At 57.6% G+C, this 25993-nt stretch carries 28 protein-coding genes; 3 read left to right on the plus strand and 25 right to left on the minus strand.

The genetic code is table 11. The annotated features are described in order from the left end of the window. Nucleotides 1-33: 33 nt before the first annotated feature. Genes dapB through EXY20_RS12615 form a run of 3 tightly spaced genes read right to left on the minus strand, consistent with a single transcriptional unit; the run spans nucleotide 34 to nucleotide 1766 of the window. Nucleotides 34-837 (minus strand): 4-hydroxy-tetrahydrodipicolinate reductase, encoded by an 804-nt coding sequence (gene dapB, locus EXY20_RS12605; protein WP_135551473.1) that lies wholly within the window; start codon nucleotides 835-837, stop codon nucleotides 34-36. Nucleotides 838-861: 24 nt separating this feature from the next. Continuing rightward, nucleotides 862-1386: a tetratricopeptide repeat protein gene (locus tag EXY20_RS12610; RefSeq protein ID WP_135551475.1), complete on the minus strand. Its 525-nt coding sequence runs from the start codon at nucleotides 1384-1386 to the stop codon at nucleotides 862-864. 41 nt (nucleotides 1387-1427) lie between these two features. Continuing rightward, nucleotides 1428-1766: a nucleotide pyrophosphohydrolase gene (locus EXY20_RS12615; RefSeq protein WP_135551954.1), complete on the minus strand. Its 339-nt coding sequence runs from the start codon at nucleotides 1764-1766 to the stop codon at nucleotides 1428-1430. Between the two features lie 335 nt (nucleotides 1767-2101). On the opposite strand from EXY20_RS12615, the gene EXY20_RS12620 reads away from it, so the two are divergent. Further along, nucleotides 2102-2968 carry a YitT family protein gene (locus tag EXY20_RS12620; RefSeq protein ID WP_407944913.1) on the plus strand — a complete coding sequence of 289 codons (867 nt, stop codon included), beginning with the start codon at nucleotides 2102-2104 and terminating at the stop codon, nucleotides 2966-2968. 81 nt (nucleotides 2969-3049) lie between these two features. Here EXY20_RS12620 and EXY20_RS12625 read toward each other — a convergent pair whose 3' ends face one another. The 7 genes from EXY20_RS12625 to EXY20_RS12655 all read right to left on the minus strand — a co-directional run bounded on the left by EXY20_RS12625 (nucleotide 3050) and on the right by EXY20_RS12655 (nucleotide 8874). Beyond that, nucleotides 3050-3883 carry a sporulation protein YpjB gene (locus EXY20_RS12625; RefSeq protein WP_167859199.1) on the minus strand — a complete coding sequence of 278 codons (834 nt, stop codon included), beginning with the start codon at nucleotides 3881-3883 and terminating at the stop codon, nucleotides 3050-3052. A gap of 78 nt (nucleotides 3884-3961) precedes the next feature. Then, nucleotides 3962-4639, minus strand: a complete 678-nt coding sequence (locus EXY20_RS12630; protein WP_135551479.1) for a DUF1405 domain-containing protein — start codon at nucleotides 4637-4639, stop codon at nucleotides 3962-3964. A 61-nt stretch (nucleotides 4640-4700) separates the two neighbouring features. Next, entirely contained in the window at nucleotides 4701-5588 is an 888-nt protein-coding gene (locus tag EXY20_RS12635) for a menaquinol-cytochrome c reductase cytochrome b/c subunit (RefSeq protein ID WP_135551481.1), read from the minus strand. Nucleotides 5589-5606: 18 nt separating this feature from the next. Beyond that, on the minus strand, nucleotides 5607-6278 hold the full coding sequence (gene qcrB, locus EXY20_RS12640; protein WP_135551483.1) for a menaquinol-cytochrome c reductase cytochrome b subunit: 672 nt from the start codon (nucleotides 6276-6278) through the stop codon (nucleotides 5607-5609). A gap of 20 nt (nucleotides 6279-6298) precedes the next feature. Next, a complete protein-coding gene (locus EXY20_RS12645) occupies nucleotides 6299-6850 on the minus strand; it encodes a ubiquinol-cytochrome c reductase iron-sulfur subunit (RefSeq protein ID WP_135551485.1) in 552 nt (183 codons plus the stop codon). Between the two features lie 238 nt (nucleotides 6851-7088). Beyond that, the gene (locus tag EXY20_RS12650) at nucleotides 7089-7541 is read right to left on the minus strand and encodes a DUF2487 family protein (protein ID WP_135551487.1); all 453 of its coding nucleotides are present in this window, start codon (nucleotides 7539-7541) and stop codon (nucleotides 7089-7091) included. Between the two features lie 175 nt (nucleotides 7542-7716). Then, nucleotides 7717-8874 carry a hypothetical protein gene (locus tag EXY20_RS12655; protein WP_135551489.1) on the minus strand — a complete coding sequence of 386 codons (1158 nt, stop codon included), beginning with the start codon at nucleotides 8872-8874 and terminating at the stop codon, nucleotides 7717-7719. A gap of 233 nt (nucleotides 8875-9107) precedes the next feature. Here EXY20_RS12655 and EXY20_RS12660 point away from each other — a divergent pair, with 233 nt between their 5' ends. Further along, nucleotides 9108-10085 carry an alpha/beta hydrolase gene (locus EXY20_RS12660; protein ID WP_135551492.1) on the plus strand — a complete coding sequence of 326 codons (978 nt, stop codon included), beginning with the start codon at nucleotides 9108-9110 and terminating at the stop codon, nucleotides 10083-10085. A 66-nt stretch (nucleotides 10086-10151) separates the two neighbouring features. On the opposite strand, the gene EXY20_RS12665 is transcribed toward EXY20_RS12660, so the two are convergent. The 5 genes from EXY20_RS12665 to EXY20_RS12685 all read right to left on the minus strand — a co-directional run bounded on the left by EXY20_RS12665 (nucleotide 10152) and on the right by EXY20_RS12685 (nucleotide 15427). Then, complete coding sequence (locus tag EXY20_RS12665; protein ID WP_135551494.1) at nucleotides 10152-10763, minus strand: anti-sigma factor family protein; 612 nt, start codon at nucleotides 10761-10763, stop codon at nucleotides 10152-10154. After that, on the minus strand, nucleotides 10760-11353 hold the full coding sequence (locus EXY20_RS12670; protein ID WP_135551496.1) for an RNA polymerase sigma factor: 594 nt from the start codon (nucleotides 11351-11353) through the stop codon (nucleotides 10760-10762). Before EXY20_RS12670 ends, EXY20_RS12665 begins: the two co-directional genes overlap by 4 nt. 836 nt (nucleotides 11354-12189) lie before the next feature. Continuing rightward, nucleotides 12190-13278 carry a prephenate dehydrogenase gene (locus EXY20_RS12675; protein ID WP_135551498.1) on the minus strand — a complete coding sequence of 363 codons (1089 nt, stop codon included), beginning with the start codon at nucleotides 13276-13278 and terminating at the stop codon, nucleotides 12190-12192. Between the two features lie 53 nt (nucleotides 13279-13331). Further along, nucleotides 13332-14438, minus strand: a complete 1107-nt coding sequence (hisC, locus tag EXY20_RS12680) for a histidinol-phosphate transaminase (RefSeq protein WP_135551500.1) — start codon at nucleotides 14436-14438, stop codon at nucleotides 13332-13334. 200 nt (nucleotides 14439-14638) lie between these two features. Beyond that, nucleotides 14639-15427: a phytanoyl-CoA dioxygenase family protein gene (locus EXY20_RS12685; RefSeq protein WP_135551502.1), complete on the minus strand. Its 789-nt coding sequence runs from the start codon at nucleotides 15425-15427 to the stop codon at nucleotides 14639-14641. Between the two features lie 181 nt (nucleotides 15428-15608). Between EXY20_RS12685 and EXY20_RS12690 the strand changes: the two genes are divergently transcribed. Continuing rightward, a complete protein-coding gene (locus tag EXY20_RS12690) occupies nucleotides 15609-16331 on the plus strand; it encodes a FadR/GntR family transcriptional regulator (protein ID WP_135551506.1) in 723 nt (240 codons plus the stop codon). 48 nt (nucleotides 16332-16379) lie between these two features. On the opposite strand, the gene EXY20_RS12695 is transcribed toward EXY20_RS12690, so the two are convergent. The 10 genes from EXY20_RS12695 to aroB all read right to left on the minus strand — a co-directional run bounded on the left by EXY20_RS12695 (nucleotide 16380) and on the right by aroB (nucleotide 25992). Continuing rightward, nucleotides 16380-16805 (minus strand): NUDIX hydrolase, encoded by a 426-nt coding sequence (locus EXY20_RS12695; protein WP_135551958.1) that lies wholly within the window; start codon nucleotides 16803-16805, stop codon nucleotides 16380-16382. A 199-nt stretch (nucleotides 16806-17004) separates the two neighbouring features. After that, the gene (locus tag EXY20_RS12700) at nucleotides 17005-17607 is read right to left on the minus strand and encodes a histidine phosphatase family protein (protein WP_235885767.1); all 603 of its coding nucleotides are present in this window, start codon (nucleotides 17605-17607) and stop codon (nucleotides 17005-17007) included. Nucleotides 17608-17969: 362 nt separating this feature from the next. Next, on the minus strand, nucleotides 17970-18782 hold the full coding sequence (trpA, locus tag EXY20_RS12705; protein ID WP_135551510.1) for a tryptophan synthase subunit alpha: 813 nt from the start codon (nucleotides 18780-18782) through the stop codon (nucleotides 17970-17972). Next, complete coding sequence (trpB, locus tag EXY20_RS12710) at nucleotides 18769-19977, minus strand: tryptophan synthase subunit beta (RefSeq protein ID WP_135551512.1); 1209 nt, start codon at nucleotides 19975-19977, stop codon at nucleotides 18769-18771. Before trpB ends, trpA begins: the two co-directional genes overlap by 14 nt. Next, a complete protein-coding gene (locus EXY20_RS12715) occupies nucleotides 19977-20648 on the minus strand; it encodes a phosphoribosylanthranilate isomerase (protein ID WP_135551514.1) in 672 nt (223 codons plus the stop codon). The genes trpB and EXY20_RS12715 overlap by 1 nt, the downstream gene beginning before the upstream one ends. Before the next feature lie 3 nt (nucleotides 20649-20651). Then, a complete protein-coding gene (gene trpC, locus EXY20_RS12720) occupies nucleotides 20652-21455 on the minus strand; it encodes an indole-3-glycerol phosphate synthase TrpC (protein ID WP_135551516.1) in 804 nt (267 codons plus the stop codon). Next, on the minus strand, nucleotides 21445-22488 hold the full coding sequence (gene trpD / locus EXY20_RS12725) for an anthranilate phosphoribosyltransferase (protein ID WP_135551519.1): 1044 nt from the start codon (nucleotides 22486-22488) through the stop codon (nucleotides 21445-21447). Before trpD ends, trpC begins: the two co-directional genes overlap by 11 nt. Before the next feature lie 33 nt (nucleotides 22489-22521). After that, the gene (gene trpE / locus EXY20_RS12730; protein ID WP_135551521.1) at nucleotides 22522-24066 is read right to left on the minus strand and encodes an anthranilate synthase component I; all 1545 of its coding nucleotides are present in this window, start codon (nucleotides 24064-24066) and stop codon (nucleotides 22522-22524) included. 443 nt (nucleotides 24067-24509) lie between these two features. After that, nucleotides 24510-24893 (minus strand): chorismate mutase, encoded by a 384-nt coding sequence (gene aroH, locus EXY20_RS12735; protein WP_135551524.1) that lies wholly within the window; start codon nucleotides 24891-24893, stop codon nucleotides 24510-24512. A 4-nt stretch (nucleotides 24894-24897) separates the two neighbouring features. Continuing rightward, nucleotides 24898-25992, minus strand: coding sequence for a 3-dehydroquinate synthase (aroB, locus tag EXY20_RS12740; protein ID WP_135551526.1), 1095 nt, complete (start codon nucleotides 25990-25992; stop codon nucleotides 24898-24900). Nucleotide 25993 lies beyond the last annotated feature (1 nt).

Raw genomic sequence — 25993 nt, forward strand, 5'->3', positions numbered from 1 at the left:
CAGCCTCTTTCCCCTCTCGAACGTTGTTGCCGGTTAATCGATAAAATGCTCGAAGCCGTACACGATGCCGGAGACGCCTTGCACTTTTTTGACGGCGAGGTTGACGCCCGGCATGTAGCCTGAGCGCTCGTAAGAATCGTGGCGAATTTTCAGCGTTTGTCCGTCGCCGCCGAAGATGACTTCCTGCTGCGCGAATACGCCCGGCAGGCGTACGCTATGGATGCGGAAGCCGTTGTAGTAGCCGCCGCGGCTGCCTTCGATCGTTTCTTCTTCCTTCGGGTTGCCTTGGCGCAGTTCTTGGCGATTTTGCGCGATCAGCTCCGCCGTTTTGATCGAGGTGCCGGACGGCGCGTCCAGCTTCTGGTCGCCGTGATATTCGATAATTTCCACATGCGGCATATATTTGGCCGCCTGGGCGGCGAATTTCATCATCAGAATGGCGCCGATCGAGAAGTTCGGCGCAATGATGCCGCCGATGCCGTACGAAAGACACAGCTTGTCCAACTCTTCGATCGTTTCCGGCGTAAAGCCGGTCGTGCCGATGACGGGACGAACTTTGTTGCGGATGGCGATCTTGGCATTGGCGACGACCGAATGCGGCGTCGTGAAGTCGACCAGCACGTCGGCCTGTCCCGACAGCAGCGCTTGCTCCAGATCGCCGGATACGGCAACGCCGCACTCCTCCTTGCCGACGATTCGCCCGATATCCGCCCCTTCCGATGCGCGGTCGATCGCCGCCACCAGCTTCAGTTCCGGATCGGCGAGCACCATCTTGACCACTTCTTGTCCCATTCTGCCGATTGCGCCCGCTACCGCTACATTGATGATTGTACTCAACCTGATTCACCTGTCCCTTGTTCGCTAATGAAATTGTTTGTTGCCGTTGCGGCTTGCTCGCCATTCCGATTCGTATTGCGCCACCAGCTTAAGCGCCGTCTCGTGCTGCGGATCGAGCCGGTGCGCTTCGCGCGCGGCGGCGAGCGCCATCGCGGGATCGCCCAGTTTGTCGTATACGACGGCCAGCATCAAATAAGCCTCGAACGCCAGCGGGTCGAGCGTTGTCGCGCGGCGCAGCATCGATTCCGCGTCGTGCAGGCGAAGCTGCGCGATCGCTTTCTCCGCCTCTTCCGTCAGCTTGCGCGCGTGCAAGCGCTGCAGATGAAACCGGTACGTTTCGTTGCCCGGACTAAGCGCCGCAGACCGCAGCGCATGATCGATCGCCTTGGCGAGCCGGTTGCTGCGCGCGCACGAAACCGACAGCCGGTAGTGATAGTCCGCATTGTCCGGTTCGTTGCGAATGGCGAGCTCGAACCAGGCGATCGCCTGTTCAAAGTCGTTGCGCAAAATAGATTCATAGGCTTTTTTAATATGATGCTCGCCGCTCATAGCCGTTCACCATCCCGACGGGTGATGGTACAGCATATGAGTCATTCCGGTTCGGTGTGCACTTTCGTCCATCTGTTTGCGTCTCGCGTCTGAAATTTATGCATGACCTGATCGTGCGCCGCCGTCAAATCGATGCCCAGCGAATTGGCGAAGCAGATCGTAATGAACAAAATATCGCCCAGTTCCATTTCGATCGAATTGTCCGCTTCACCGGGTTTTTTCGGTTTTTCGCCGAAATGATGGTTCACTTCGCGCGCCAGTTCGCCAACTTCCTCGGACATTCGAGCCAGCATCGAGAGCGGCTGGAAGTACCCCTCTTTGAATTGCGAAATATAGCGGTCGACTTCTTGCTGCATCGCTTTAAGCGACTTGTCTGTCATGCGCATCCCTTCCCGTTCGTCGTTACGCGGTTTGCCTTGCTTCTTCTTCATGTTAACCGAAGCGTAGGCGAAAAACAAATGAAACGAACATGGCTAGGGCGTGTCTGAATACTCCGAGGGGAACAGATTGGGCCGAATTTTCGTTCCATGCAAGGAAGTTTTGTGCAGGCTTACCGGGGGTAAGTCAAGCAAAACGGACGCAGCAGGGGGCGAAAAGGCGGTGCAAGATGACCTCGAGCGGGTTTTCAGACACGCCCAAAGAGAGGTTCGGACAAATTGGGGAATACTAGCGATAGGATGTTTTGCCAACTTTCGGCCGAAAGGAACCGATCCTTGTGAACGAAAACGAACCGATCGCCGTCATCCGCAGCTTTCTGCTGATTATGGCCGGCACGGCGATATACGCCTTCGGCCTGCATATGTTTGTCATTCCGAACGAGTTGATGGAAGGCGGCGTCACCGGCATTGCGCTGCTGCTGTATTATGCCGCCAAGCTGCCGCCGTCGTTGACGACGCTGATCATCAACGTTCCGCTGTTCGTTGCCGGCTGGCGAAAGTTCGGCAGTCGCGCCATGCTGTACACGCTGATCGGCACGTTGTCGCTGTCGGGCTTCCTGTGGATCATGGAAAGCACGATTCGCCGCGGCTGGCTGGAGCCGTTCGCCACGCATGATTATTTGCTCGCTTCGCTGTACGCGGGCGTCACAATCGGCGCCGGGCTTGGACTTGTGTTTCGCAGCGGCGGCACGACCGGAGGCTCCGATATTGTCGCCCGCTTCCTTAACCAGTGGAAAGGCTGGAGTATGGGCCAAATCATTCTGACCATCGATGCGCTTATCATCGGCGTATCGCTCCTTTACATCACTATGGACAAGGTGCTGTATACGATCGTAGCCGTCTTCGTCGCTTCGAAAACAATTGACTTCCTATCCGAAGGCGCTTATGCGGCCAAAGCGTTTACCATCGTATCCGAACGTGGCGAAACGCTGTCGCGAACGATCGCCGAAGAGCTGGGCCGCGGCGTTACGCTGCTGCCCGCGATCGGCGTATATTCGCAGCGCGCCAAGCAGATCGTCTACTGCGTCGTGTCGCGTTCGGAAGCAAGGTCACTGCGCGCCCTCGTGAAGACGACCGATCCTGCCGCCTTCATCGTGATCAGCGACGTTCACGACGTGCTCGGCGAAGGCTTTCAAACCAAATGAATGCGTTTCGTCGCATGAGAAAAACCGCTGCCCCGGCACACACATGCCGACAAGCAGCGGTCGTTCCCACGAAACGTTGTACTACCACCCTTTGCGCGCATGCGGGTTGGGCGGTCCGCCCGTACCGCCCGAACGGAGCATGCGCCAGGCCGCGTAAGCGAGCACGCTGGCGATCATTGCGCCGATCAGCAGCGAAAACAGCAGCGGATATCGCGTCGTCTCCAGCGGCAAATAGGCAGCTTGCTCGCCTTGGTCGTCGAACAGCCGGCCGATGCTGTCCCGCAGCTGTTTGATGGCGCTCCCGCTTCCTTGCAGCGCCTTCTGCTCCGCTTTGGGTTGCAAATAGCCGAACAGCGACTTAAGCCGCTCGACGTCCTCCGATTTGCCGCTGACAAGCGCCGCCGGGCGAATCATCGCGTAGCGGACCAACAAGCTGTCGAGCGCCGCTTTGGCATCAACCGCTTGCCCTTTGGCCGCCGCTTGCTCCAACGCCGCCGCGTCTTCGCGCATCAATTTGCCGTATTGGCGCCACATCGGTTCGTGCTTGTGCGTCAGCGCGTCAACGGCAAGCATGATCCGGCCTGCGGCGGCAAGCGCTTCGTCCGGCTGCAGCCGCACCGCATTAAACGTTAGCTGCCCTTGCAGGATCGTTTCCGACAGCGCCTGCACGCCTTCAATCGTCGTTGCGCCTTTCAGCGTCAGGCTGGGCATCATGTCGCCCAGTTCGAGCAACACATCGCGCGCTTCCGCGTATCGGCCGCTCACCGTCTTCTGGTAGGCGTCGTCCGCCAGCTTGGCAAACTGCTGAAGTTGGTTCGCTGCCGCCGTGTCGTCCGCCGGTTTCCAGACGTCTGCATCCGCACCGCCGGCGCAGCCGCAGACAAAAACAGCAATACCGAACAACAGCACAACCATTATTGCCGCTCCTCGCCTTGAGGCTGTCTTCATCAGGACATCCCTCCTCCTTATCAACATATGGAGGGATGTCCCCGATTAGACCGCCTGTCTGTCCACCATGCGCCGCCTGACGAATGCGGCGAACACCAGGCAACCGGTCAAACTCAGCAGAATCGTTCCGATTCGAATAGCGGTTAAATCGTCGGCCAGTTCGTCCGGCAGCCACGGATAAATGCCGAAATGATAGTCGACATAATCATTGCCGAGCGCCCAAATGGCTGCCGCATAAACGTACAGCGGCCGGATGCGGAAGAAGCGGGCGAACACGAGCGCTTCCGCCGCCATCCCAAGATGCGAGATCGACAGCATCCAATCTTGCCAAACGATGGTGTCGCCTTGCAACCCGCCCCACACAATCATCCAAACGGCCCAAATGCCGTATTTGAACGACGTCACCGCGCCAATCGTTTCCACAATGCCGCGAACGATGGACGAAGGCCGGAACGTACACGGCTCCTCCCGGCTTGTCCGGCGAGTAACGAGCATCCAAGCGATCGCCAGAGTAAAGAACATGCTGGCCGTTGGGCTGTCGGGCACGAACAGCACCATCCAGAATGGCTTTTCCGCCGCCGTCGTCTGCAATTGTTCGCCATACCAGTAAAATCCGTAAGCGGTTCCAAGCGCATTCACCCAGAAGAGCGCCCAAAGAATCGGTCGCGAGGTCAGAAACGATTTGCTCCACATCAAGGCGATGGCTGCCCGGTTGTTTCCCATAATTTCCTCCAAAAAAACCTGACCGCAGCTTAACGGTCAGGTTCTGTTCGTATGTGTTCGATTACGATTGTTTTTTCTGCTTCGCGAGCCAATCGGCCAACTGTTCCATTTGCGCGTCGGTGAAGTTGCCCATCTTCTTGCTCGCTTCGTACTGATCGGCCGGCATTTTGCCGACGCCCTCTTTCATGATCTTGAGGATCGCCGCCTTGTCGTGCGTATCGCCTACGCCGAGCAATGCCGGGAAACCGGCGCTTTTGTTGCCTTTCAGATCGGCGCCGTGGCAGGAAACGCAAGTCGCCTTGGCGTAAATGTCTTTGGCAGGATCGTCCGCCGCGACAAGCGCCGGCAGCGCATTACTTGCGCTTGGCAGCGGCTTGCCCGATTTCTTCGCTTCCTCGATCGCCTCGCGGCGCTCGATGTGCTCCGGAATAATCCCTTTTTCGTCCAATTCCTTCTGGTAGTGGTGCCAGGAGAACACCGTCAGGTAGATCGTTGCGATCAGCGATACGAACATGAGCATCGACGCGATCGGACGGCGGTAAAACCGTCTTTCTTTGCCGGTGTCAAGGAATGGAGCAAGCAGCAGGGAACCGAACATGATCGCCGGAATAACCAGCGTACCGAAAATTTTGTAATCGCCCGCTGTGTACGGATATTTAAGCAATTGATACATGAACAGGAAGTACCAGTCCGGCATCGGAATGAAGTGCGTATTCGTCGGATCGGCCGGATAGCCAAGCGGCGCCGGTTCCGACATGACAAGTACGAGGATGCCGACGAGAAATACCGCCGCCACCATCCATTCCTTCAGCAGGAAGTTCGGGATAAACGCTTCCGATTTGCCCGGATAGGCGGAGTAATCGATCGGCAAAGGCCGGTTCGATTTCTGACGGACGCGCGAGTCGCCGACGTATACTACTTTTTCGTCTGATTTATGACCGTGTGCCACGTAAAAGCGCCTCCTCTCCTATAGCGGTCCGGAAATGCCTTGCTTGCGAATCATGAAGAAGTGTCCGCCCAGCAATGCGAGCAGCACCGCAGGCAGGAAGAATACGTGGAGCGCAAAGAAACGGGTGAGCGTTTGCGCGCCGACGATATCGCCGCCTTGCAGGAACGTCTTGACGTATTCGCCGATGATCGGCGGCGATGCCGCGATCTGGATGCCGACCTGCGTCGCGAAGTAAGCTTTGTTGTCCCATGGCAGCAGGTAGCCCGTAAAGCCAAGGCCCAGCATGACGAAGAAAATGAGCATGCCGACGACCCAGTTCATTTCGCGCGGCGCCTTGTAGGAGCCGGTGAAAAAGACGCGCAGCGTATGCAGGAACATCATCACGATGACAAGGCTGGCGCCCCAGTGATGCATACCGCGGACGATGACGCCGAAAGCGACTTTGCTTTGCAGAAAATCGACACTCTTGTATGCATTCAGAATATCCGGCACATAGTACATCGTCAGGAACATGCCGGACAAAATTTGGATGACGGTAATAAAAAACGTCAATCCGCCGAAACAGTAAACGAACGCCGAAAAATGGTGCGCCGGATTGACGTGCTCCGGCACTTCGTGGTCGGCCACGTCTCTCCAAAGCGGCGTAATGTCGAGGCGTTCGTCAATCCAGTTATAAACGCTCTTCAGCATGGTCAGTTAACGCCTCCCTTCTATACCCGATGGTTCGCGTGCAGTTGGCCGACGTACACAAAGCCGTTCTCGACTTTGACGTCGTATTCGTCAAGCGGCGCCGGCGCAACGGCCAGGTTCTTGCCGTCAATCGTGTAATGCGCGCCGTGGCATGGGCAAAAGTATTGATCTTTTAAGGACGGATTCGAATTCCAGTCGACCGTGCATCCAAGGTGCTTGCAGGTCGGGTTGAGCGCGAAAATTTTGCCGTCGCTGCCCTTCGTGATCCACGTTTCCAATTCTACGTCGCTTTCGTACCAGCCGTCGATTTGATGAACCGGAAATTTGAACGCTTGGGGCTTGTCGGTAATTTTGCTTTCTTCGACTACCTTCACCCAATCGGCCTTCGCTTTCGGCTGAAGCACCGGATCAACTGCAAACCGGATCATCGGAATCACTATGCCCGCGGCCAAAAATCCGCCCGTTCCGCCGAGGGTATAGGAAAGAAACTGCCGCCGCGACATCTCGCGTTTGCCGGGCGACTGGTGGGACGAATGCCCGGATTCATAATCGTGGTTCGTGTGATCGCTCATGTGTTCTACCCCCTTTTGCCAGTCATATCGCATGTCAATTCGACATTACTTTCCACCGCTTACTAGGACATTACTAATAATAGCCTACGTCTATGGGAGCGTCAAGAACGCGGCTGTTCAATTGGCGGAAGGAATGAAGCGCTAGGCAAACATATGTAACGAAATTGTCACAACTGTTTTTCTCCTTTGCCGTTAGCGTTTGCCAATTGCGGCGCTGCCATACGCGGGTTCGCGATTTTTACGGCTGCGGCGGCGACTGCGGCGGCGACTGCGGCGGTTGGGGCGAATGCCACAACGCATCGATCGCGCGGGCGACGGTCGCCTGGCCTTCGCCGGCCATTGTTTCCGTCAGCAGCAGGTCCGCGTTCGCGAACGTCATCCCGCCGATCGCGGCATTGGCCGTTGCAAGAATGACGAAGCGGAAACCGCCCGCCTTGATCGACGCGCACAACGCTTCGACCCGCTCCGCAAACCGCCCGTCGACGAACATATAATGAAGCGCGGGATAGGTGACCACCCTTCCTTTGTAAGGCGCTTCCACCCGGTCCATCACGGTTTGCAGCCGCACCAGCTCCTCCGTCGTCTGTGCGGGCGTTTCGGCTCCGCTAAGCCCGGTCAGCGGCAGCAGGCACGTATCCAGATACGGCCGAAGCGACTCCCATTGATCCGATTTGATTTCGCTGAATTTCACTTGCGTTTCCTCCATGGATGTGGTGATAACCAATCCTCATCGATTTCGACGCGTCTCAGCGAATTTCCTGCCTGTATTCGGCACCTTGCAGATATATCCACCCGCCGTACGCTTCATTCGAGCCAAATCGTGAACGGAAACGTTCCGATGCGGCAACAACCACCGTTTCCGCCTGTTAACGATCGTACCGCGATCGAGACGTTGCCCCGTCCTCCGGCAGATCCAGCCGGATCGCTTCCTCTTCGTCGGCCGTACTGCCGGCCACCACGCCGCTGCCGAGCTTCGTCATCTGCACGACCTGGCCGTATTCCTCGTCCTGACCGATTCGCAGCAGCCCGAGGTGCATCATCGGCATCACAATGCGCTGCTCGAAAATGGAAGCGGGCGTATCGTAATAATACGGCTTGATCAGCGGCATCAGTTCGGCGCCAAGCGAAACGACGGTCGTCCACGGCTTCGCCAGCCGTTCGATCCAGCGCGCCACGGAACCGATGCTCGCTACCGGACCTTTATACAGGCGCAGCCAGAATCGGAACATCGGCACGATGCCCGGCTTCTGGCCGGATGCGACAAGCCGGTCTCCGCGCTCGCCCAGCTTGAGCAGCGGTCCGTCTTCTTCTATATACCCGTTGTAATAACAATAATCGTACATCAGCGAGAAGCGGTTCGGATACTCCTTGAATCTGCGGCCATACCCGAAACGGAATGCGGTGCGGGCGACCTGTTCCTCTTCGACTGTAAACGAATCGAGAATAAGCTGCAGCTGCCGCTTGTAAAGCGAGCCGGTATCGGCAAGCGGCATCGGCTCATGGGCCAGAAGCCGCAGAAATTGCAGCATATCTTCGCCAAACAACTGCTGCTCGTCGCGGTATACCGCCGGCGAACTCGTCGGCATGACCAGCGTACGGCGAAAATGACCGGCAAGCACCTCGGTAAACCGCCGCTTCATGTCATCGGGCACCTGGAACAAATATTTCGTCTGCTCCGAGAAGCCGCTGAACAGCCATCCCCTGCGCTTAAGATCGGCGATAATGTCACGCGGCGATGCCGCCGGCGCCGGATCCGCATCCCAGTGGGCCATCTTGACCCGCGCCGTCAGTTCCTCCAAGGTGAACGATTCCCGCTTGTCGGAGGCCAGAGAATCGAGAAGCCGGATATACGTTACCGGCATCCCTTCGATTTGCCGTTCGAACAGGTCGCGCCGGTTCAGCGCCGTTAAGATCGATTGGATCAATTCGTGCTTGGAATGGCCCCCGCACTCGCAGTCGTAATGACGCGCAATCCGGTCAAGCTCGCGAATGTCGGCATAGCTCAGCATTTCGGTTAAATTCATGTGGCACCTCCGCGTGGAAGCCGTTCGTCCGGTCAGACGACGCTGTATACTACCCATTATGGTTTCATTTCCCATAAAATATGCAGCACCCAATTTCGCCCATTGATTACAAGAGAATTACGGCGAGATTACATTTTTCGCCGGTCGTTGACTTTGTTCGAGCCCGGCTTCATCATGAAGATATGGCACCGATCACCCCCGCCATCTTCTTATTCCCGATTGGAGGGTTACGTATGGAAACACCCGTCATCACCGCCCCTGCTATCGTGTCCGAACCTTTTGAAAGCGCTGTCATTACGAAAGGTCATTCGATGCGCCGCGTCCTTTCCTGGGCGCTTGGCGTAATTATACCGATGCTCATTATCGTCCCGTTGCTGCTGTTTCACGCATATATCGCCTGGCACCTCAGCAAACCGGCCATCGCCGCGCTGACAAGCAATCCGCTGCAGGCGGTCCAGCTTCCTTACGAGGACGTTGCCTTCGCCAGCGGCAATGAAACGCTGCAGGGCTGGTACATCCCAGCCGCGGCAACGAGCCGCACGGTTGTGTTCTCCCACGGCTACGGCGGCAATCGCGAAGAAGTGTGGGTGCCGCTGTACGATTTGGCCAAATCGCTGCACGACCGCCACTATAACGTGTTGATGTTCGATTACGGCTACGTAAGTGACCCGAATCGGTTCGTCACCGGAGGCGTGCGCGAGTCGCAGGAGCTGCGGGATGCCGTCAGCTTCGCCAAAGCGAAAGGGGCCTCGGATGTGTACATTTGGGGATTTTCCATGGGGGCCGGAACGGCGCTGCAGGCGGCGCTCGGCAACGAGGAGATCGGCGGCATGATTCTCGACAGCACGTTCCTGCTCACGCCCGATACGTTATACGCAAACGTGAAGCGTTACGTCGATTTGCCGCGTTACCCGTCGCTGCCGCTCATTCGCATGTTCGCCTCGTTATGGAGCGGCATGACGCTGAACCAGATCCCGTACCAGCAAGTCGTCTCCACCGACTTTTCCATCCCGCTGTTCCTGATTCACGGCCAGGAAGACGAGCTCGCGCCATATCAAACCGCGGAAGCCATTTACGCCGAGCAGAAAATGAACGACCGCTCGGAGCTGTGGCTGCTCCCGAACGGCCGGCATGAATTGCTGTACAACAGCGCCAAAAAAGAATACACGAAGCGCGCCTTCGCCTTCCTTCGCGACATTGCAAACGGATGAAGAAAGCGCGGATTGCTCTTCGGCACATGGAAAAAGCAGCCCCCAAGGCTGCTTTATTCGTCTGAATCAGGAGCGCGTGCGCGATAGCCAGTTCATAATCAGGAGCGTAGAAGTGAACCCGAGCAGGCTGAGCGCGAGCAAATAATTGGGCGTGTAGTGAATGGACGCGATCTTGATCGGCTCGATGAAGCCGGATGCGCTTGCTACGGTCGAACTCGACATCGAACGGGCGCTCAGCGACGCGGTCTGCACCGTGTTGCTTGCGCTGGCCGCCTGATGGAAGCCGTACTTGGTCGGTACTACCTCCTCGCTGCCGCTGCCCATCCACATGTACAGGAAACTGCCGGCGAACAAGGCGATGCAAAATGCGATGACCGCCGTAACGTTTCTTCTCATCTTGTACGGAATCGCATAGATCCGGGTCGCCACAGGCCGTCTCCACGATTCGTCGCGGTAGATGCGGTTCATGACGCCATCGGCGATCAGATTCGATCTCATATGTAAGTCCGGCACAATCCGGTCGGTCTGTATCAGTTTCGCGCTTTCCGTCCACAGTTCCAATTGCTCGCGGCAAACGGGGCAGCGGGCGACGTGTCCGTCGATTGCCTGCTTATGTAGATCGCCGTCCGTCATATCGAAGTAGTCCGCGAACAGTTCCTGTACGTCACTGCATTTCATCTCTGGTTCATCCCTTCGTACTCGTCAAAGATAGGATCGACAAAATACGGTTCCAGTTGTACTTTCACACTAGCGCGGGCCCGAAATAAAAGCGACTTCACGCTGCTGACGGTTTGGCCGAGAATGTTGGCAATCTCCTGGTAATCGAGCTGGTCGTATTCGCGCAAAATGAGCGCGGAACGCTGCTTCTCGGGCAAATTGTTGATCGCCTCGCGCACCATCGACACCTTCTCGTTGCGCAGCATCTTCTGCTCGGGCAACGAATCGAATGATGTCTGCGGCGTCAGGCCGCTCTGGTCCAGCGAAACGTTGACATGCTTCTGCTTGCGCAGCTCGCTCAGCACCGTATTCCTGGCAATGGTGTAAAGCCAGGTGGAGAACGATGCTTCGACCTCGCGAAACGTCTGCAAACTGCGATACGCTTTGTAGAACGTCTCCTGGCTCAGGTCGTCGGCAAACATTTCCATTCGCGAGCTCTTCAGCATGTGAAAAATAAAGGCGTATATTTTCCGTTCATATCGGCGAACAAGTTCGGCGTAAAGCTCTACGTTGCCGTCCTTGATTTCTCGAATCAACTGGGAATCGGTCATTATGCAAGCGACCCTCCTTGCGTTTCCCCGTCCCGCAGCCGATTGATTACCTGTGTATACTTCAGCCGGGGGGGAAAAGTTGCGGTACTCTCTATGAAAATAAATTCGATCGTTGCAGTCGTTATGCCATCTTCGATATAATTCTTTGCGCTTCGCAAAAATCCTTCTTATTTCGACAAAACGCCAAAAAAATTGGAACGGGTTGGGTTTATTTACAAATATGCTGCATCGGCCAATACAATACCCGTAATAGACGATTCAACCGCCCAATAAGTTGCTGGCAACCCGGCCCATTCCGCAAAATGGCAAAAAAACCGCGCCAGCGGGCAAAAGAAATCGCTTGCAAAAAAACCGTTGACAAAATGTAAACGGATACATATAATAAAAGTACAGTATGGTTTCTCTCCACTCCTATCCGAATTTGCACTCTGTGCGACCACCGGTTTCCGGTGGTTTTTTTTTGCTCTTTTTGAACATCCTGCGAAACCGGCTCCCGCTGTGCGCGAAAGTTGGGATACCGCCTTCCGATCCTTCCGCCAACTAACAAAATCGCTTTCGTGTTGCACTCCGATGAAGCGCCTTGCTAAATAGGCCCTGTTTTATTGCCTATTTCGCCAAAAACGGACCACCTCTCCGAAATAACCAGTGAAATCACTGGCTAATATGCTCAATCGGCCCCAGAATGGGCCCGGCAGAGCGAATAAGCCATGTTCTCACTGGCTATTCCCGATGAGACGGGTGAAATCGGGACAATAAGCCATTTTTCATTGGCTATTCTGGTTACCCGGCATGATGATAGAAAAGGACAGCGTCGACTGCCCGCTGTCCTCTCTGTGCTACACGTGCACGGCGTAATGCGGCTTCAGCACCGCCGTCGCCCGGTCCAGATCCGCCTGGCTGCGGAACGACAGCCGGAGCACGCCCGGCGTGTCTTCGCGGCTTTCGATGATCTGGATGTTGCTCAAGTTGATGCGCTCGTTGCCGAGCAGACTGGCTACAGAACCGATGATGCCGGGATGGTCCGGCACATCGATGTAGATGTCGTACTGCGCCGTCAAGATGCCTTTGCGCCGCTCCGGCAGTCCGCTGCGAAATTCGCGCGAGCGGCGGAATTCCGCTTCGATCCCTTCGCCGTCGGCCGTCTCGATCAGCCGGCGAAACCGCTCGATGCCGTCGTTCCAATCGTCGATCAACCGCAACATTACGTCGCGGTTGCTGAGCAGAATGTCGCGCCACAGCTCGGGATCGCTGGAGGCGATGCGCGTTATGTCGCGGAAGCCGCCGGCCGCCAGGTTGCTGTACAGCGGGTCGGCCTCGTCGTAGACGCGCACCTGGTTGACCAATGCCGCCGCAATGACGTGCGGCAAGTGGCTGATAGCGCCGACGACACGATCGTGCAAGCCGGCTTCGACGCGGATGATCTGCGCCTTCGTGTGCTGCAGCAGCTCGGCCAGCTTGGCGTATGCCGACTCCGGCGTGGACGCTAGCGGCGTCAGCACGTAGATGGCGTTTTCGTACAGGTGCGACGAAGCCGCTTCGACGCCGGAGCGTTCGCCGCCGGCCATCGGATGGCCGCCGATAAAATGGGCGCCGCGCAGCGTCAACCGTTCGGCTACGGCGACGACCCCGCCTTTTGTGCTGCCGACGTCGGTGACGATGCAGCCTTCCTTCAGCGGCAGCCGCTGCAGCTCGAGCATATACGCTTCGAGGCTGCCAACAGGCACGCACAGGAAGATGAAATCGGCGTCCGCCGCCGCTTCCGCCATCGACGTGGTCGCATGATCGACAACGCCGCGGCTTACATATTTGTCCACCGAGGCCTGCCTGGGCGAATGGCCGACAACTCGAAAACCCGGCTTTCCTTTGAAACATAACGCAAGCGAGCCGCCCATCAGCCCGACGCCGAAAATTGCTATCGTAGTCATCGAATCAACCTTTTACCAGGGGATAAATGCGGGTAATCGCGCAACCGGCACGATCAGGCGTTCACCGGAGCTTCGGCCAGTACGGCCTCCAGCGTGCGCAGGAACGTTTCGTTCTGCTCCCGGCTGCCCACGGTGACGCGCAGCCAGGTCGGGAAGTCGAGCTGATGGCCGCCGCGAACGATGACGCCTCTGCGCAGCAAACCTTGGAATACCGGTCCGGCCGGACGCTTCACGTCCACCATCACGAAATTGCCGTGCGCCGGATAATGCGGCAAACCGAGCCGGTCGAACGCTTCCTTCAGGAACGCAATGCCTTCGCTGTTCGCTTGCCGGCAATCGTCGATGAAGCGCTGATCCCCAAGCGCGGCAAGCGCCGCAGCTTGCGCGTAACGCGTCGTGTTGAACGGTTCGCGTACTTGATTAACGCAGCGCACGACGTCGGGATGGCCGATGCCGAAACCGATGCGAAGCGACGCCAGCCCGTAAATTTTGGAAAAGGTGCGAAGCAGGATGACGTTCTTGTGCTCCTTGAGCAAGGCCAGACCGTCATGGAACTGCGAAGTCGCCGGATCGACGTATTCGGCATACGCTTCGTCAAGTACGACCAACACGTTCTCGGATACGCTTTCGAGGAATTGTTTCACTTCCGCGTGCGTAACGATCGTGCCGGTCGGATTGTTCGGATTGCAAATCCAGACAATCTTCGTTTTATCCGTCACCTTGGCCAGCATGGCGGGCAAATCGTGAGTGCCGTCCTTGAGCGGCACTTCGATGCACGTTGCGCCTTCAATATGAGCGTTGTGCTTGTATTGCGGGAACGTATGAGTCGCCATGATCGTTTCGTCGCCAGGGACGAGATAGGCGCGGGCCAGCATCAGGATTACTTCGTCGGAACCGGCGCCGAACACAATCTGGTTCGTCTCCACGCCGAAAAATTCGGCTACGGCCGCCGTCAGTTTGACCGCACCGCCGTCGGGGTACAAGCTCGTTTGTTCAATTTCGGCAATAATCGCTTCTTTTGCTTTCGGCGAGCAGCCGAACGGATTTTCGTTGGAAGCCAGCTTCGTCACTTCCGTCAATCCGAATTCCTTCTTTACTTCTTCGATCGGCTTGCCCGGCTGGTAAACCGGCAAATGCACGATTTGCTGTTTTGGAATCATAGTGGCGCACCTCGTTTTCGGGTTGATGGCCTGCAGGCCACGTGAACGTAACTCTTATTCTAGCGCAATCGCGCCTCGGATTCCAGCGGCAAAATAGGCCCTTCCCACACCGGATGCCAACGACAAAACAGGCAGGCCCTGCGCCGGATACCGGCGGCAGCAGCCTGCCTTGCTTTTGACACGATGCTTGCGGCGCTACTCTACTTCGTTTTGCGAATACGCTTCGAATAGTCGGGCCGCGCGAACGGTTCCGTCGGAATCGCTCCTTGCGGGTTATGCCCATAACGGTCGGTGCCGCGCACCATATAGGAAAGGAAATTCGGGTTGCGCTCCATGTCGCTTTTTACCTCCGTGCTCGAATACCGAATGACGAAGCCGATGCGCCAGCGATCGGAGCGGTTGGCCTGCGAGCCATGCACGATGGCGTCGTCGTGGAGCGTCATGCCGCCGGCCGGTATCGAAAGCGTAACCGCATCCGCCGCGCTAAACGAGCCTTGCTCCAGTTCGAACGACAGGATCGATTGCTCGTCGGAAATTTGATGCTTGATCAGCCCCGCCTTGTGCGAGCCAGGGATGACCTGCATCGCCCCGTTCTCCGGATCGACGTCGACGAACGCCAGCCAGACCGTCACCGAATTGTGCGGCGCAAGCGCCCAGTAATATGCGTCCTGATGCCAGCCTACCGTTCTGTCGGAATGCGGCGATTTTGTAATAAATTCGCTGCCCCAGAGGAAAAAGTCCGGCCCGAGAATGCCTTCGACATAATCCAAAATTTGCGGGTGCGTGCACAGGTCGTACAGCCGCTTGCTCGTGCGGTGCCACTGCATGATGTCGGACGGAATTTCGTCCTCGTGCAGCATCGATACGACGGTTTCGTAAACGGCTTGCAGCTCCTTCACTTCCGCTTCGTCAAAGACGACCGGCAAACCGCTCAAATAACCTTCCGATTCATAAAAGCGTTTCTGCTCGTCCGTCAGCCTGTTCCCCACTGGCCACACTTCCTTTTGCGATATTGGTGTTCGGTTTGTTTATTTATCCTACAATTCTATAATATAACCATTCAACAATAGTGTCAATTGGCTGGAATTGTTTTATAATGGGGAGCATAGGCAAGTTCGTCTGCATGGAAGGCTTCTAGCCGTACATTGTCAATCAAGCGAGGTACAATCGATGGGGAAACTGGGCACGTTGAAAAAAACGAATTTATACGAGCAGGCGATCGATTCGCTGCTCAACTACATTATCGTCAACGGCTTGACGGAAGGCGACAAGCTGCCGGCGGAACATCAGCTGAAAGACATCTTCGGCATCAGCCGCAATACGCTGCGCGAAGCGCTTAAATCGCTGCAGCTGCTCGGCATTATTGAAACGAAACAGCACAGCGGCATCGTCGTCAAAGACTTCTCGATCTCCGATCTGACGAAATTCGTGCCTTATTCGCTGCGCGTCGAGGACAAGAAGCTGCGCAGCCTGTGCGAAGCGCGGGAATGGATGGAGCAGGGGCTGCTGCCGGTGATCGTGGAGCGCCGCACCGACGAGGATTTGGCCAAGCTGGCGGACATCATCGCGGCGATCGACCGGGGAATCGAGGACGGAAGCGAAATAGCCGAGCTCGACTTTCAGTTTCATCAGGCGATGGTCGAATGCTGCAACAACACGTTCATCAACAACGTGAACACGATACTGCGCGATTTTTTTACGTTGTACGTGCGCGAGAAGCAAGCGAGCACCAAACCGGATTCGTATATGAACAAGTCCCATCGGATCACGAACAACGACCACAGGCTCATTCTGCAATACATCACCGAACGCAACTTGCCGCTGCTGCAAAAAATTCACAAGAAGCACCTGAACGCGCTGGCGCTGCAAATCACGCAAATCGGCGCCGAATAAGTATAAACCCATGCGCTCATGCATGGGTTTGTCTTTGTTGACTGCTCATCATATGTTGCTATCATCATGAAATTCAATACAGAACGGATGCAATTCCGGCTTCAGACAGTATTCGATTCGTTGCCGAAAATTTTTCCACTTCACTTTCTCCAGCGCCTCTTCTATCGGAAAAAAGCCGCACTCCAGGCTTTCCGCCGATGCCGTCAATTGCCCTCCTACCGGTTTCGCCAGAAACATCGTGTTGCAAATCGACAGGCCGACATTTTGAAACATTCCGCAAAAGGCTACGATCTCAATGTCGATGCCGGATTCTTCTTTCGTTTCTCTTATCGCAGCTTGACTCAGAGACTCTCCTTCTTCCACTTGCCCGCCGGGCATTTCCCAGCCTCTTCTCGGCCCTTTGATCAGCAAAAGTTCATTTTGCTCGTTGATGACAACGGCGGCTGCCGAAACGATATGTTTGGGTGGGTTCATGGTTTTGCTCCTTTGCTGGCGGTTGGTGCCGCTTCTTCCAGTTGGTTTGCCCTTCATCCGCTAGTACAATCCCCGCCGCTCCAACGCCTCTCGATCCGGCCCTTCTTGCGAAGATTTCGTGTACTCCAGTCTCCCGCCAATCGTCGTCAACACTTTCTCCCCACAATCCCATACCATCACGAGATGGCGAAGGTTGATTTTATAGATGCGCTTGATAGTTGTTAAATAAGATCCTTCTGTCCCGACCGTTTGCTTGCCAGAGATGTACCGCCGTATCCCCGCTTGTGATCGATATTTCCGTCTCCAGCGGAAGTCTGAGAAAACTTCGAAACAGCATGTTGATAAATCCCCCATGGGAAACCAAACAAATTCGCTTTCCGCTCTCCCTCCCATGCTCATCCAGCAATTGGGACAAAAACGTTTCCGCTCTTGCGCGAAATTGGATCAGCGATTCGGTTTCGGCAAATGTATCATGCGGTTTTCTCCCTCCTGGAGGAAGCGGAAATTTCTTTATCCCTTCTTCGCGCTTCAATCCGGCTAACAAACCATTATTCCATTCCATGATTTCATCCCGGATCGAAACTTCCACTCCGCACCGAGCACCAATCGTTTCGGCAGTCGTTTTCGCCCGCTTCAACGGACTGGACAATATTGCATCCGGCTTATAGTGATCATTGATCCAGTCAGCCACCCGTTTGGATTGCTCGACTCCTCGATCGGTCAATGCAAAGTCTGCTCTTCCTTCGAATCTGCCTTCAATATCGGCAACGGACTGGCCATGTCTGACTACTAACAGTTCCAACAGGCAATCACCCTTTCATCGTTCGATCATGCCTCCACTATTTTAGCATGTTTTTCCAATCCCCGAACTCTTCTTCATAAAATAGCCCATAAAAAATGGCCTTTTCCCCCATTTTCCGATGGTTCATCAAAAATAACCAGTGAAAACACTGGCTATTGCCGCCAAATCGCCTCAAAATCGCACATTTCAGCAAAATAACCAGTGAAATCGCTGGCTATTTCGCCGCTGACTGCCATTTTCACCGAAATAGGCAATAAAACCGGGCTTATTTCGCATCCCTCTGCCCCTGTCGTCGCGGCAATAGCCTGGAACAACAAAAAGACCCGCGCACCATTGCACGGGCCTCCCCTCCAACAACACCGCTACGCCTTCACCTTCAACGTCGCGACGAACGTTCCGATCGCCTCCAGCCCTTCCTCGCGGCGGGCCGAGTCGCGCAGCAGCGGCATCGCCTCTTCGATGCGGCGCACAATCGCACTGCCGACGACGGCGCCGTCGCACAAGCGGGCGAACTTCTCCACCTGCTCGCGGGTGGAGATGCCGAAGCCAACGGCGACCGGCACGTCGGTCGCCTGCTTGACGGCGGCTAGAAAATCGTTGATGCCGCCGTAAAACTCGCTGCGCGTGCCGGTGACGCCGAGCGACGACACGCAATAAACGAAGCCGGCCGCTTCCGAGGCGATACGGGCGATACGCTCGTTCGACGTCGGCGCCACAAGCGGGATCAAGTGGATGCCGTGGCGCAGCGACAATTCACGCACCGGCGCATTCTCTTCGATCGGCAGATCGGGGATGATGACGCCGCTGATTTCGTTTTCGCCGAGCAGCCGGAAGAAACGATCGAGCCCAAGCTGGAGCACCGGGTTGTAGTAGGTGAACAAAATAAAGGGCAACTCGCTGCCCGCTTCGCGACACTTGCGCGCGACGCCGATGCAGTCGAGGATAGTGATTTTATTCGCCAGCGCCCGCTCCGACGATCGCTGGATGACCGGTCCGTCGGCCAGTGGGTCGGAATACGGCACGCCGAGCTCGATGATGTCGGCGCCGGCCGCTTCCATTCGCAGGATGATGGAAACCGACGTGTCCGCGTCGGGATCGCCGATCGTCAGAAACGGGATAAGCGCCGTTTCCCCTTTGGCCTTGAGCGAGGCGAACCGTTCGTCAATGCGATTCATCGCCGTCACCTCCGAGATATGCCTGGATCGCTTCCACGTCTTTGTCGCCGCGGCCGGACAAACTTACGACGATCGTTTGGTCTTTCGCCATCTTCGGCGCTTCCTTCAGCACCTGCGCGATCGCATGCGCGCTTTCGAGCGCCGGGATGATGCCTTCCGTGCGGCTCAGCAGCTGCAGCGCGTCAAGCGCCTCGCGGTCGGTAATCGGCACGTAGTCCGCACGCAACGAATCTTTGTAGTACGCGTGCTCCGGCCCGATGCCCGGGTAATCGAGCCCGGCCGATATCGAATGCGCCTCCTGGACCTGGCCGTAAGCGTCCTGAAGCAAGTAGCTAAACGAGCCCTGGAACACGCCGTGCGTGCCCTTCGTCATCGTCGCCGCGTGCTCCGCGGTGTCGATGCCTTTGCCCGCGGCTTCGACGCCAAGCAGGCGCACGCCCTCATCCGCCGCGAACGGATAAAACATCCCGGCCGCATTGCTGCCGCCGCCGACGCAAGCGATAACAAGATCCGGTAGCTTGCCTTCCGCCTCCAAAATTTGCGCCCGCGATTCGTCGCCGATGACGCGCTGGAAGTCGCGCACCATCATCGGGTACGGATGCGGCCCCGTCACCGAACCGAGGATGTAGTACGTATCCTCGACGTTGCTCACCCAGTAGCGCAGCGTTTCGTTGCAGGCGTCCTTAAGCGTGCGCGTGCCGGACGTCACCGGCACGACTTCGGTGCCAAGCAGCCGCATGCGGAACACGTTCAATTGCTGGCGCTTCGTATCGACTTCGCCCATGAACACTTTGCACTCCATGCCGAGCAGCGCCGCTACCGTAGCCGTGGCCACGCCGTGCTGGCCTGCGCCCGTCTCCGCGATCACCTTGCGTTTGCCCATCCGTTTGGCGAGCACCGCCTGGCCGATCGCGTTGTTGATTTTGTGCGCGCCGGTATGGTTCAAATCTTCGCGCTTCAAATAAATTTTGGCGCCGCCGAGCTGCTCGGACAACCGCTGCGCGTAATAAAGCGGCGTCGGCCGGCCGGAATATTGCCGCAGCAGCGTCCCCACTTCCTCGATAAAATCGGGCTGCTTCGAATAATGCCGGTAAGCTTCCTCCAGCTCGAACAGCGCGTTCATCAGCGTCTCCGGCACGTAACGGCCGCCAAAAATGCCGAACCGCCCGTGCTGATCGGGTACCGTTGTGCTCATCACCGTTTCACCCTTTCGACGAATTGTTTGATTTTTGCAATATCCTTGTGACCGTCCGTTTCCACACCGCTCGACACGTCGACGCCGTCCGGCCGGTATTCGCGCAGAAGCTCGTCCACATTGTCCGGCCGCAAGCCGCCGGCAACGAGCAGCTTGACGCCGGCGTCAGCCGCCCACGCGGCGTAAGCGGGAATACGCTCCCAGGCAAACGTCCGTCCCGTGCCGCCAAGCAGCGGATCGTGCGTATCCAGCAAAATCGCGTCGACGGCGCCGCGGTACGGCTCCACCGCTTCCAGCGGATCGGCTTCCGGCTCCCCGCCGGAAGCGACCGATACTACCTTGAACACCGCCAAGCCGAACGTTTCGCGCACTTGCCGGCAGAACGCCGGCGTTTCGTTGCCGTGCAGCTGCAGCACGTCGAGCGGCGCTTCCGCCAGCGTCTCGCGCAGCAGCTCCTCCGTCGGCTCAACGAACACGCCGACTGCCAGCGGTCCGGCGGCAGCACCGCCGTCGCCCCGCAGCAGCGCAATCAGCTCGCCGGCCTGGCGCGGCGTCACCTGGCGTTTGCTCGGCGCGAACAGGAAGCCGACGTGGTCGATCGGCAGCTGCAGCCGATTCAGCTCGCGCGCCGTTTCGGGCGCGCGGATGCCGCATATTTTGACCGTGGCCATGGCTCAGTTCGTCCCTTCCGCCGCGGGAGCGCCAAGCAGCTCGCGCACGGCTTCGTAGGCCGACGGCTGGCGCATGAAATGCTCGCCGACAAGCACCGCCTCTGCGCCGACGCTTTGCAGCCAGCCGATTTCGCTCGCCCGGGAAATGCCGCTTTCGCTGACGATCGTGCGGTCCGCCGGGATGAGACGAGCCAATTCCTCGGTCGTTTTCAAATCGGTCACGAACGTATGCAAATTGCGGTTGTTAATGCCGATCAGTCTGGCATCGAGCGTCAATGCCCGCTCCAGTTCCTCGCGGTCGTGCACCTCAACGAGCGCGTCCATGCCGAGCGCCCCCGCCAGCGCCAAAAAGTCCCGCATCTGCTCGGTCGTCAAAATCGCCGCGATCAACAAAATCGCGTCCGCGCCGATCAGCCGCGCCTCGACAATTTGCCGCTCGTCGATCGTAAAATCCTTGCGCAGCAGCGGCACTCCTACCGCTTCGCGAACGGCGGTCAAATACGCGTTGCTGCCTTGAAAATAATCCGTATCGGTCAGCACCGAAATACAATCCGTGCCGGCCGCTTCATACGCCTGAGCCAGCGCGATCGGATCAAAATCGGCGCGAATAAGCCCTTTGGACGGCGAAGCCTTCTTCACTTCGGCGATCAGCCCCATCGGCCGCTTGCGCCCTTCCGTCAGCGCCCGCACGAAGCCGCGGCATGCCGGCATTGCGGCGATCGTGCGTTCGGCCGCTGCCCGGTCGAACCCGGCCGCCAGCGCCTCGACTTCCTTCCGTTTGGTGGCGACGATTTTATCAAGAAACATGTTTGAACGCTCCCGTACATTGGACTAGTTGCTGCAGCTTCTCCGCCGCCTTGCCGGAATCGATCACGTCCGCCGCCAGCTTGACGCCTTCCTGCAGCGTGCCGCTGCGCTCGGCGACGTAGAAGCAAGCGCCCGCGTTCGCCAGCACGATGTCGCGGTAGGCGCCGCGCGAGCCGGCAAAAATGTCGCGGATGATCGCCGCGTTCGTTGCCGCGTCGCCGCCTTTGATCGCTTCGATGCCGGCGGCGCGCAAGCCGAGCTCGCTTGGCGTCAAGTCGAACGTGCGAATCGTGCCGTCCTTCAGCTCCGTCACCCGCGTGGCGTCGGAAATGCTGATTTCGTCAAGCCCGTCATGGCTGGCGACGACCATCGCCCTCGACAGGCCAAGCGTCTGCAGCGCTTCGGCGACGAGCTCCGTTTTGCTGCGGTCGTAGACGCCGAGCAGCTGCCGATCGGCCCCGGCCGGATTCGTCAGCGGCCCGAGCAGGTTGAACACCGTGCGCACGCCAAGCTCGCGCCGCGGTGCCGCAGCATGTTTCATCGATTGGTGAAACACTTGCGCGAACATGAAGCAGATGCCGGCCTGCTCGAGGCAAAGCGCCGCCTGTTCGCCGTTCAGCTGGATGTTGACGCCAAGCTCCTCCAGCACGTCGGCGCTGCCTCCGCCTCGGTTCGAGGCGGAACGGTTGCCGTGTTTGGCGACGCGAATGCCGCCTGCCGCAGCAACAATGGCCGCCGCCGTCGAAATGTTGAACGTGCCCGCTCCATCACCGCCGGTGCCGCATGTGTCGAGCAAATGGTGCTGCCGCGTGCTGAGCCGCTCTCCCGCGCTGCGCATCGCAAACGCGAAGCCGGCAATTTCTTCGCTCGTTTCGCCTTTCATCCGCAGCGCGGTCAGCAAGCCGCCGATTTGCGCCTGCGTGGCGCCGCCTTCCATGATCACCGCCATCACGTCTTCCGCTTCCCGGCGCGTCAGATCGGCGCCCCCGGTCACGCGCGCGATCGCCTGCTGAATCGTAAACCGCTCGTTCATTCCCGTTCCCCTCCGTTCATCGTCAAAGACCGCTTACGCGTGCATGTAATAATCGTGGTTCGTAATCGTCCGGGCCGGCTCCGCCGCAAACGCCGCTTCGGCGGTGCGGATCGCTTTGAGCATGCCTTTGGCCTTGTTGACCGTTTCCTCGTATTCCTTCTCCGGCACCGAATCCCACACGATCCCCGCTCCGGCTTGCACATACGCTTTGCCGTGTTTGAAAATGATCGTACGAATCGTGATGCACGTGTCCATATTGCCGGAGAAGCCGAGGTAACCGATCGCTCCCGCATATGCGCCGCGCGCTTCGTTCTCCAGTTCGGCGATAATTTCCATCGCCCGCAGCTTCGGCGCGCCCGATACGGTGCCGGCCGGCATGCACGACAGGAACGCGTCGTAGAAGTCTTTGTCCTCGCGCATCTTCCCGGTGACGTTCGACACGATATGCATGACGTGCGAGTAGCGCTCGATTTCCATGAACGAGTCGCAGCGCACCGTGCCGAATTCGGCGACGCGGCCGATGTCGTTGCGCCCGAGATCGACGAGCATCAGATGCTCCGCCCGTTCTTTCTCATCGGCAAGCAGTTCGCGTTCCAGCGCCAGATCTTCCTCCGGCGTTTTCCCGCGCGGCCGCGTGCCGGCGATCGGACGGGTGTCGACTTTGTCGTTTTCGACGCGCACGAGCATTTCCGGCGAGGCGCCGACGATCACTTCGTCGTCCATCTTCAAATAGTACATATACGGCGACGGATTGATCGTGCGCAGCACCCGGTACACATGCAGCGGCGAAATGTCGGTGGCGATTTCGAAACGCTGCGACAGCACGACCTGGAAAATGTCGCCGGCGCGAATGTATTCTTTTGCCTGCTCGACGTTAGCGATGTACTGCTCCTTCGTCAGGTTGGACGTCAGTTCGCCCACATCGACATTGTCCGGAATCGAACGGTGCATCATCGCGTTCAGCGGCAGCGGCCGTTTCAGCCGTTCGATGAGCGCGTCGATCTTGGCGCATGTCGTTTCATAGGCTGCCGCAATTTCGCTGTCGGTCGCATGCTTCGGAATGTGTACGTTGGCGATCAGGTTAAGCTGCTGCTTGAAATGATCGAACACAATCAGTTGGTCGCAGAACATGAACCGAATGTCGTCCATCTGCAGGTCGTCGCGGCGATGCTTCGGCAGCCGTTCGTAATATTGCAGCAGATCGTAGCCGAAAAAGCCGACCGCACCGCCGGTGAAGCGCGGCATCCCGGGCAGCGACGGGCTGGAGTAGGCGCGCAGGTACGCTTTCAACGCTTCGATCGGCTTCTCGTGCACGACAGTGCGCTCGCCTCCCGCTTCCACTTCCGTCGTGCCGTTCTTGGAGCGGACGAGCAGGAACGGATCGGTGCCGATGAACGAATACCGCGCCCACTTGACGCCGCCTTCGACGCTTTCGAGCAGGAAAGCGCGCGGTTCCTCGTAGAAATGCTGAAACACGCGAATCGGCGTCTCCGTATCCGCAAGCAAGCTGCGGACAACCGGGATCAAGTTGTGCTGCTTGGACAGGCGAATGACTTCTTGCAGCTCGGGGGTATACATGGGCACCTCTCCTTTGGCCAAATGCGGCTAAAAAATGAGAAAACCTCTATCGAAGCCACTCAGGATGAGCGACCGCGTTTAGAGGTAGGTTTTATCGCCGATTAGAATTTGACTTTTCCGCTGTATCCGGAAACTTATAAATTCTAATGCGGTAAAAAAAACCTCTACGAAAGTAGAGGCGGTCGATAACGGATAGGAGAATTCGGTTTCCACAGGCCAAATTCCGCCAGCAGCGGCAACAACAAAGAAACGATCGTCTTCGCGACGCAATCGTACTTGCTTGCCCCATGCGGGAAAAACGGTCGTGCGGCTCGTCTCAACTCGGCTATCCTCGGCTAAACTCGACTCATCTCAACTTTGCTGACCTCACTATACTATACGTCGCGCCATTGGTCAATAGCAATCCGCGGCAACGACGCCGCAACGCGGCGGCAGCCGGCTCGTCACTTGGCCGAAGCCGATTGCCCCGCGATGTCGGGACGCAAAATTTTCGCTTCGTTCAAGTAAACGTGGCGAATTTCATTTTGCCGTTTCTCCGTATTGACATGCACCATCAGGCGAATGCATTTCGGCAAGGAAGGCTGTACCGGAATTTCCAGCGCACACATGAGCGGCACAAGCTCCCAGCCCGGCATTTGCCGGATCGCGCGCGCCGGGAACGTCGCCGTGATGTCTTCCGTCGTCGTGACGAATACGCTGCAGATGTCTTCCGGCACCGTGCCGTTCTCGGCGACGATCTGCGTCAGCAGCTCCGTCGTCGCCCGTAAAATTTCGTTCGCTTCGTTATGCTCTACCGTCGTCGCCCCGCGAATGCCGCGAACCATCATCGTGTCAAGCCTCCCCTTTAAGCTCTTCCACCGTTTCCCGCACCCATTCGGCGGACATACGCGGATTGATTTCGACTTTCCCGATTTCGGTCGGGATAATGAACGTCATATTGCCTTCCTTGAACTTCTTGTCATGCTTCATCGCCGCCATGATCGCATCCGTATCGTAATGCGCCGGCACCGCGACCGGCAACTCGTATTTGCGCAGCAGCCGTTTCGTTTCCGTATAAATGTGTGGCGGGTAGCCGAGCCGAACGGCCAGCTTGGCCGCCCCGACCATCCCAATCGATATTGCTTCGCCATGATGCAGCTCGCCGTACTTCGCTACCGCTTCGAGCGCATGGCCGATCGTATGCCCCAGATTGAGGATCGCGCGCAAATCGCTTTCGCGTTCGTCGCGCGACACGACGATCGACTTGACCCGGCAGCCTTCGTACAACGCATGGGATAGCGCCTCGGTATCGAGCGCCAGCAGCTTCTCCGCATTGGCGTCGAGCCAGTCGACGAACGCGGCGTCCCAAATAAGCCCATGCTTGACGACTTCCGCCAACCCTTCGCGCACCGTGCGCGGAGGAAGCGATTTCAGCAGGGCGATGTCGTACAGCACAAAATCCGGCTGATGAAACGCGCCGATAATGTTTTTGGCCAGCGGATGGTTGACCGCCGTTTTGCCGCCGACGCTGCTGTCGTGGGCCAGAATCGTCGTCGGAATTTGCACGAAACGAATGCCGCGCATATACGTTGCCGCCACGAAGCCGGCCAAGTCGCCAACGACGCCGCCGCCAAGCGCAATGACCGTCGACTTGCGGTCTAGCCCGCTCTCCAGAGCAACTGTGACGATTTCCTCCAATTGGCGCAGCGACTTGGACTTTTCGCCGGCCGGTACGATTGCCGTTGCCAGCGTATATCCGGCGCCGCGCAGCGTTTCCGCCACGCCTTCCAGATGGAGCGGCGCCACGTTTGTATCGGTGACGATCAAGAGCGGCGACGCCGTCTTGATGCCGTGCTGTGCGAAAATGCCGGCGATGCCGGACAAAATGCCTTCGCCGATATAGATGGGATACGACCGCTCTCCCAGATCGACCGTCAGTTCCCGCATC

It is taken from the genome of Paenibacillus cymbidii, from assembly GCF_004764705.1.
Lineage (GTDB): Bacteria > Bacillota > Bacilli > Paenibacillales > NBRC-103111 > Paenibacillus_AN > Paenibacillus_AN cymbidii.

Coding starts and splice junctions, on each gene's coding strand:
- trpC (WP_135551516.1), bottom strand. CDS start 21,455: ATGTTTCTTGATAAAATCGTCGCCACCAAACGGAAGGAAGTCGAGGCG.
- EXY20_RS12660 (WP_135551492.1), top strand. CDS start 9,108: ATGGAAACACCCGTCATCACCGCCCCTGCTATCGTGTCCGAACCTTTT.
- EXY20_RS12670 (WP_135551496.1), bottom strand. CDS start 11,353: ATGACCGATTCCCAGTTGATTCGAGAAATCAAGGACGGCAACGTAGAG.
- EXY20_RS12695 (WP_135551958.1), bottom strand. CDS start 16,805: ATGAACCCACCCAAACATATCGTTTCGGCAGCCGCCGTTGTCATCAAC.
- EXY20_RS12615 (WP_135551954.1), bottom strand. CDS start 1,766: ATGACAGACAAGTCGCTTAAAGCGATGCAGCAAGAAGTCGACCGCTAT.
- EXY20_RS12610 (WP_135551475.1), bottom strand. CDS start 1,386: ATGAGCGGCGAGCATCATATTAAAAAAGCCTATGAATCTATTTTGCGC.
- EXY20_RS12665 (WP_135551494.1), bottom strand. CDS start 10,763: ATGAAATGCAGTGACGTACAGGAACTGTTCGCGGACTACTTCGATATG.
- EXY20_RS12675 (WP_135551498.1), bottom strand. CDS start 13,278: ATGACTACGATAGCAATTTTCGGCGTCGGGCTGATGGGCGGCTCGCTT.
- qcrB (WP_135551483.1), bottom strand. CDS start 6,278: ATGCTGAAGAGCGTTTATAACTGGATTGACGAACGCCTCGACATTACG.
- EXY20_RS12715 (WP_135551514.1), bottom strand. CDS start 20,648: ATGGCCACGGTCAAAATATGCGGCATCCGCGCGCCCGAAACGGCGCGC.
- EXY20_RS12630 (WP_135551479.1), bottom strand. CDS start 4,639: ATGGGAAACAACCGGGCAGCCATCGCCTTGATGTGGAGCAAATCGTTT.
- EXY20_RS12655 (WP_135551489.1), bottom strand. CDS start 8,874: ATGAATTTAACCGAAATGCTGAGCTATGCCGACATTCGCGAGCTTGAC.
- aroB (WP_135551526.1), bottom strand. CDS start 25,992: ATGCGGGAACTGACGGTCGATCTGGGAGAGCGGTCGTATCCCATCTAT.
- trpB (WP_135551512.1), bottom strand. CDS start 19,977: ATGAGCACAACGGTACCCGATCAGCACGGGCGGTTCGGCATTTTTGGC.
- trpD (WP_135551519.1), bottom strand. CDS start 22,488: ATGAACGAGCGGTTTACGATTCAGCAGGCGATCGCGCGCGTGACCGGG.
- aroH (WP_135551524.1), bottom strand. CDS start 24,893: ATGATGGTTCGCGGCATTCGCGGGGCGACGACGGTAGAGCATAACGAA.
- EXY20_RS12690 (WP_135551506.1), top strand. CDS start 15,609: ATGGGGAAACTGGGCACGTTGAAAAAAACGAATTTATACGAGCAGGCG.
- trpA (WP_135551510.1), bottom strand. CDS start 18,782: ATGAATCGCATTGACGAACGGTTCGCCTCGCTCAAGGCCAAAGGGGAA.
- EXY20_RS12645 (WP_135551485.1), bottom strand. CDS start 6,850: ATGAGCGATCACACGAACCACGATTATGAATCCGGGCATTCGTCCCAC.
- EXY20_RS12625 (WP_167859199.1), bottom strand. CDS start 3,883: ATGGTTGTGCTGTTGTTCGGTATTGCTGTTTTTGTCTGCGGCTGCGCC.
- hisC (WP_135551500.1), bottom strand. CDS start 14,438: ATGATTCCAAAACAGCAAATCGTGCATTTGCCGGTTTACCAGCCGGGC.
- trpE (WP_135551521.1), bottom strand. CDS start 24,066: ATGTATACCCCCGAGCTGCAAGAAGTCATTCGCCTGTCCAAGCAGCAC.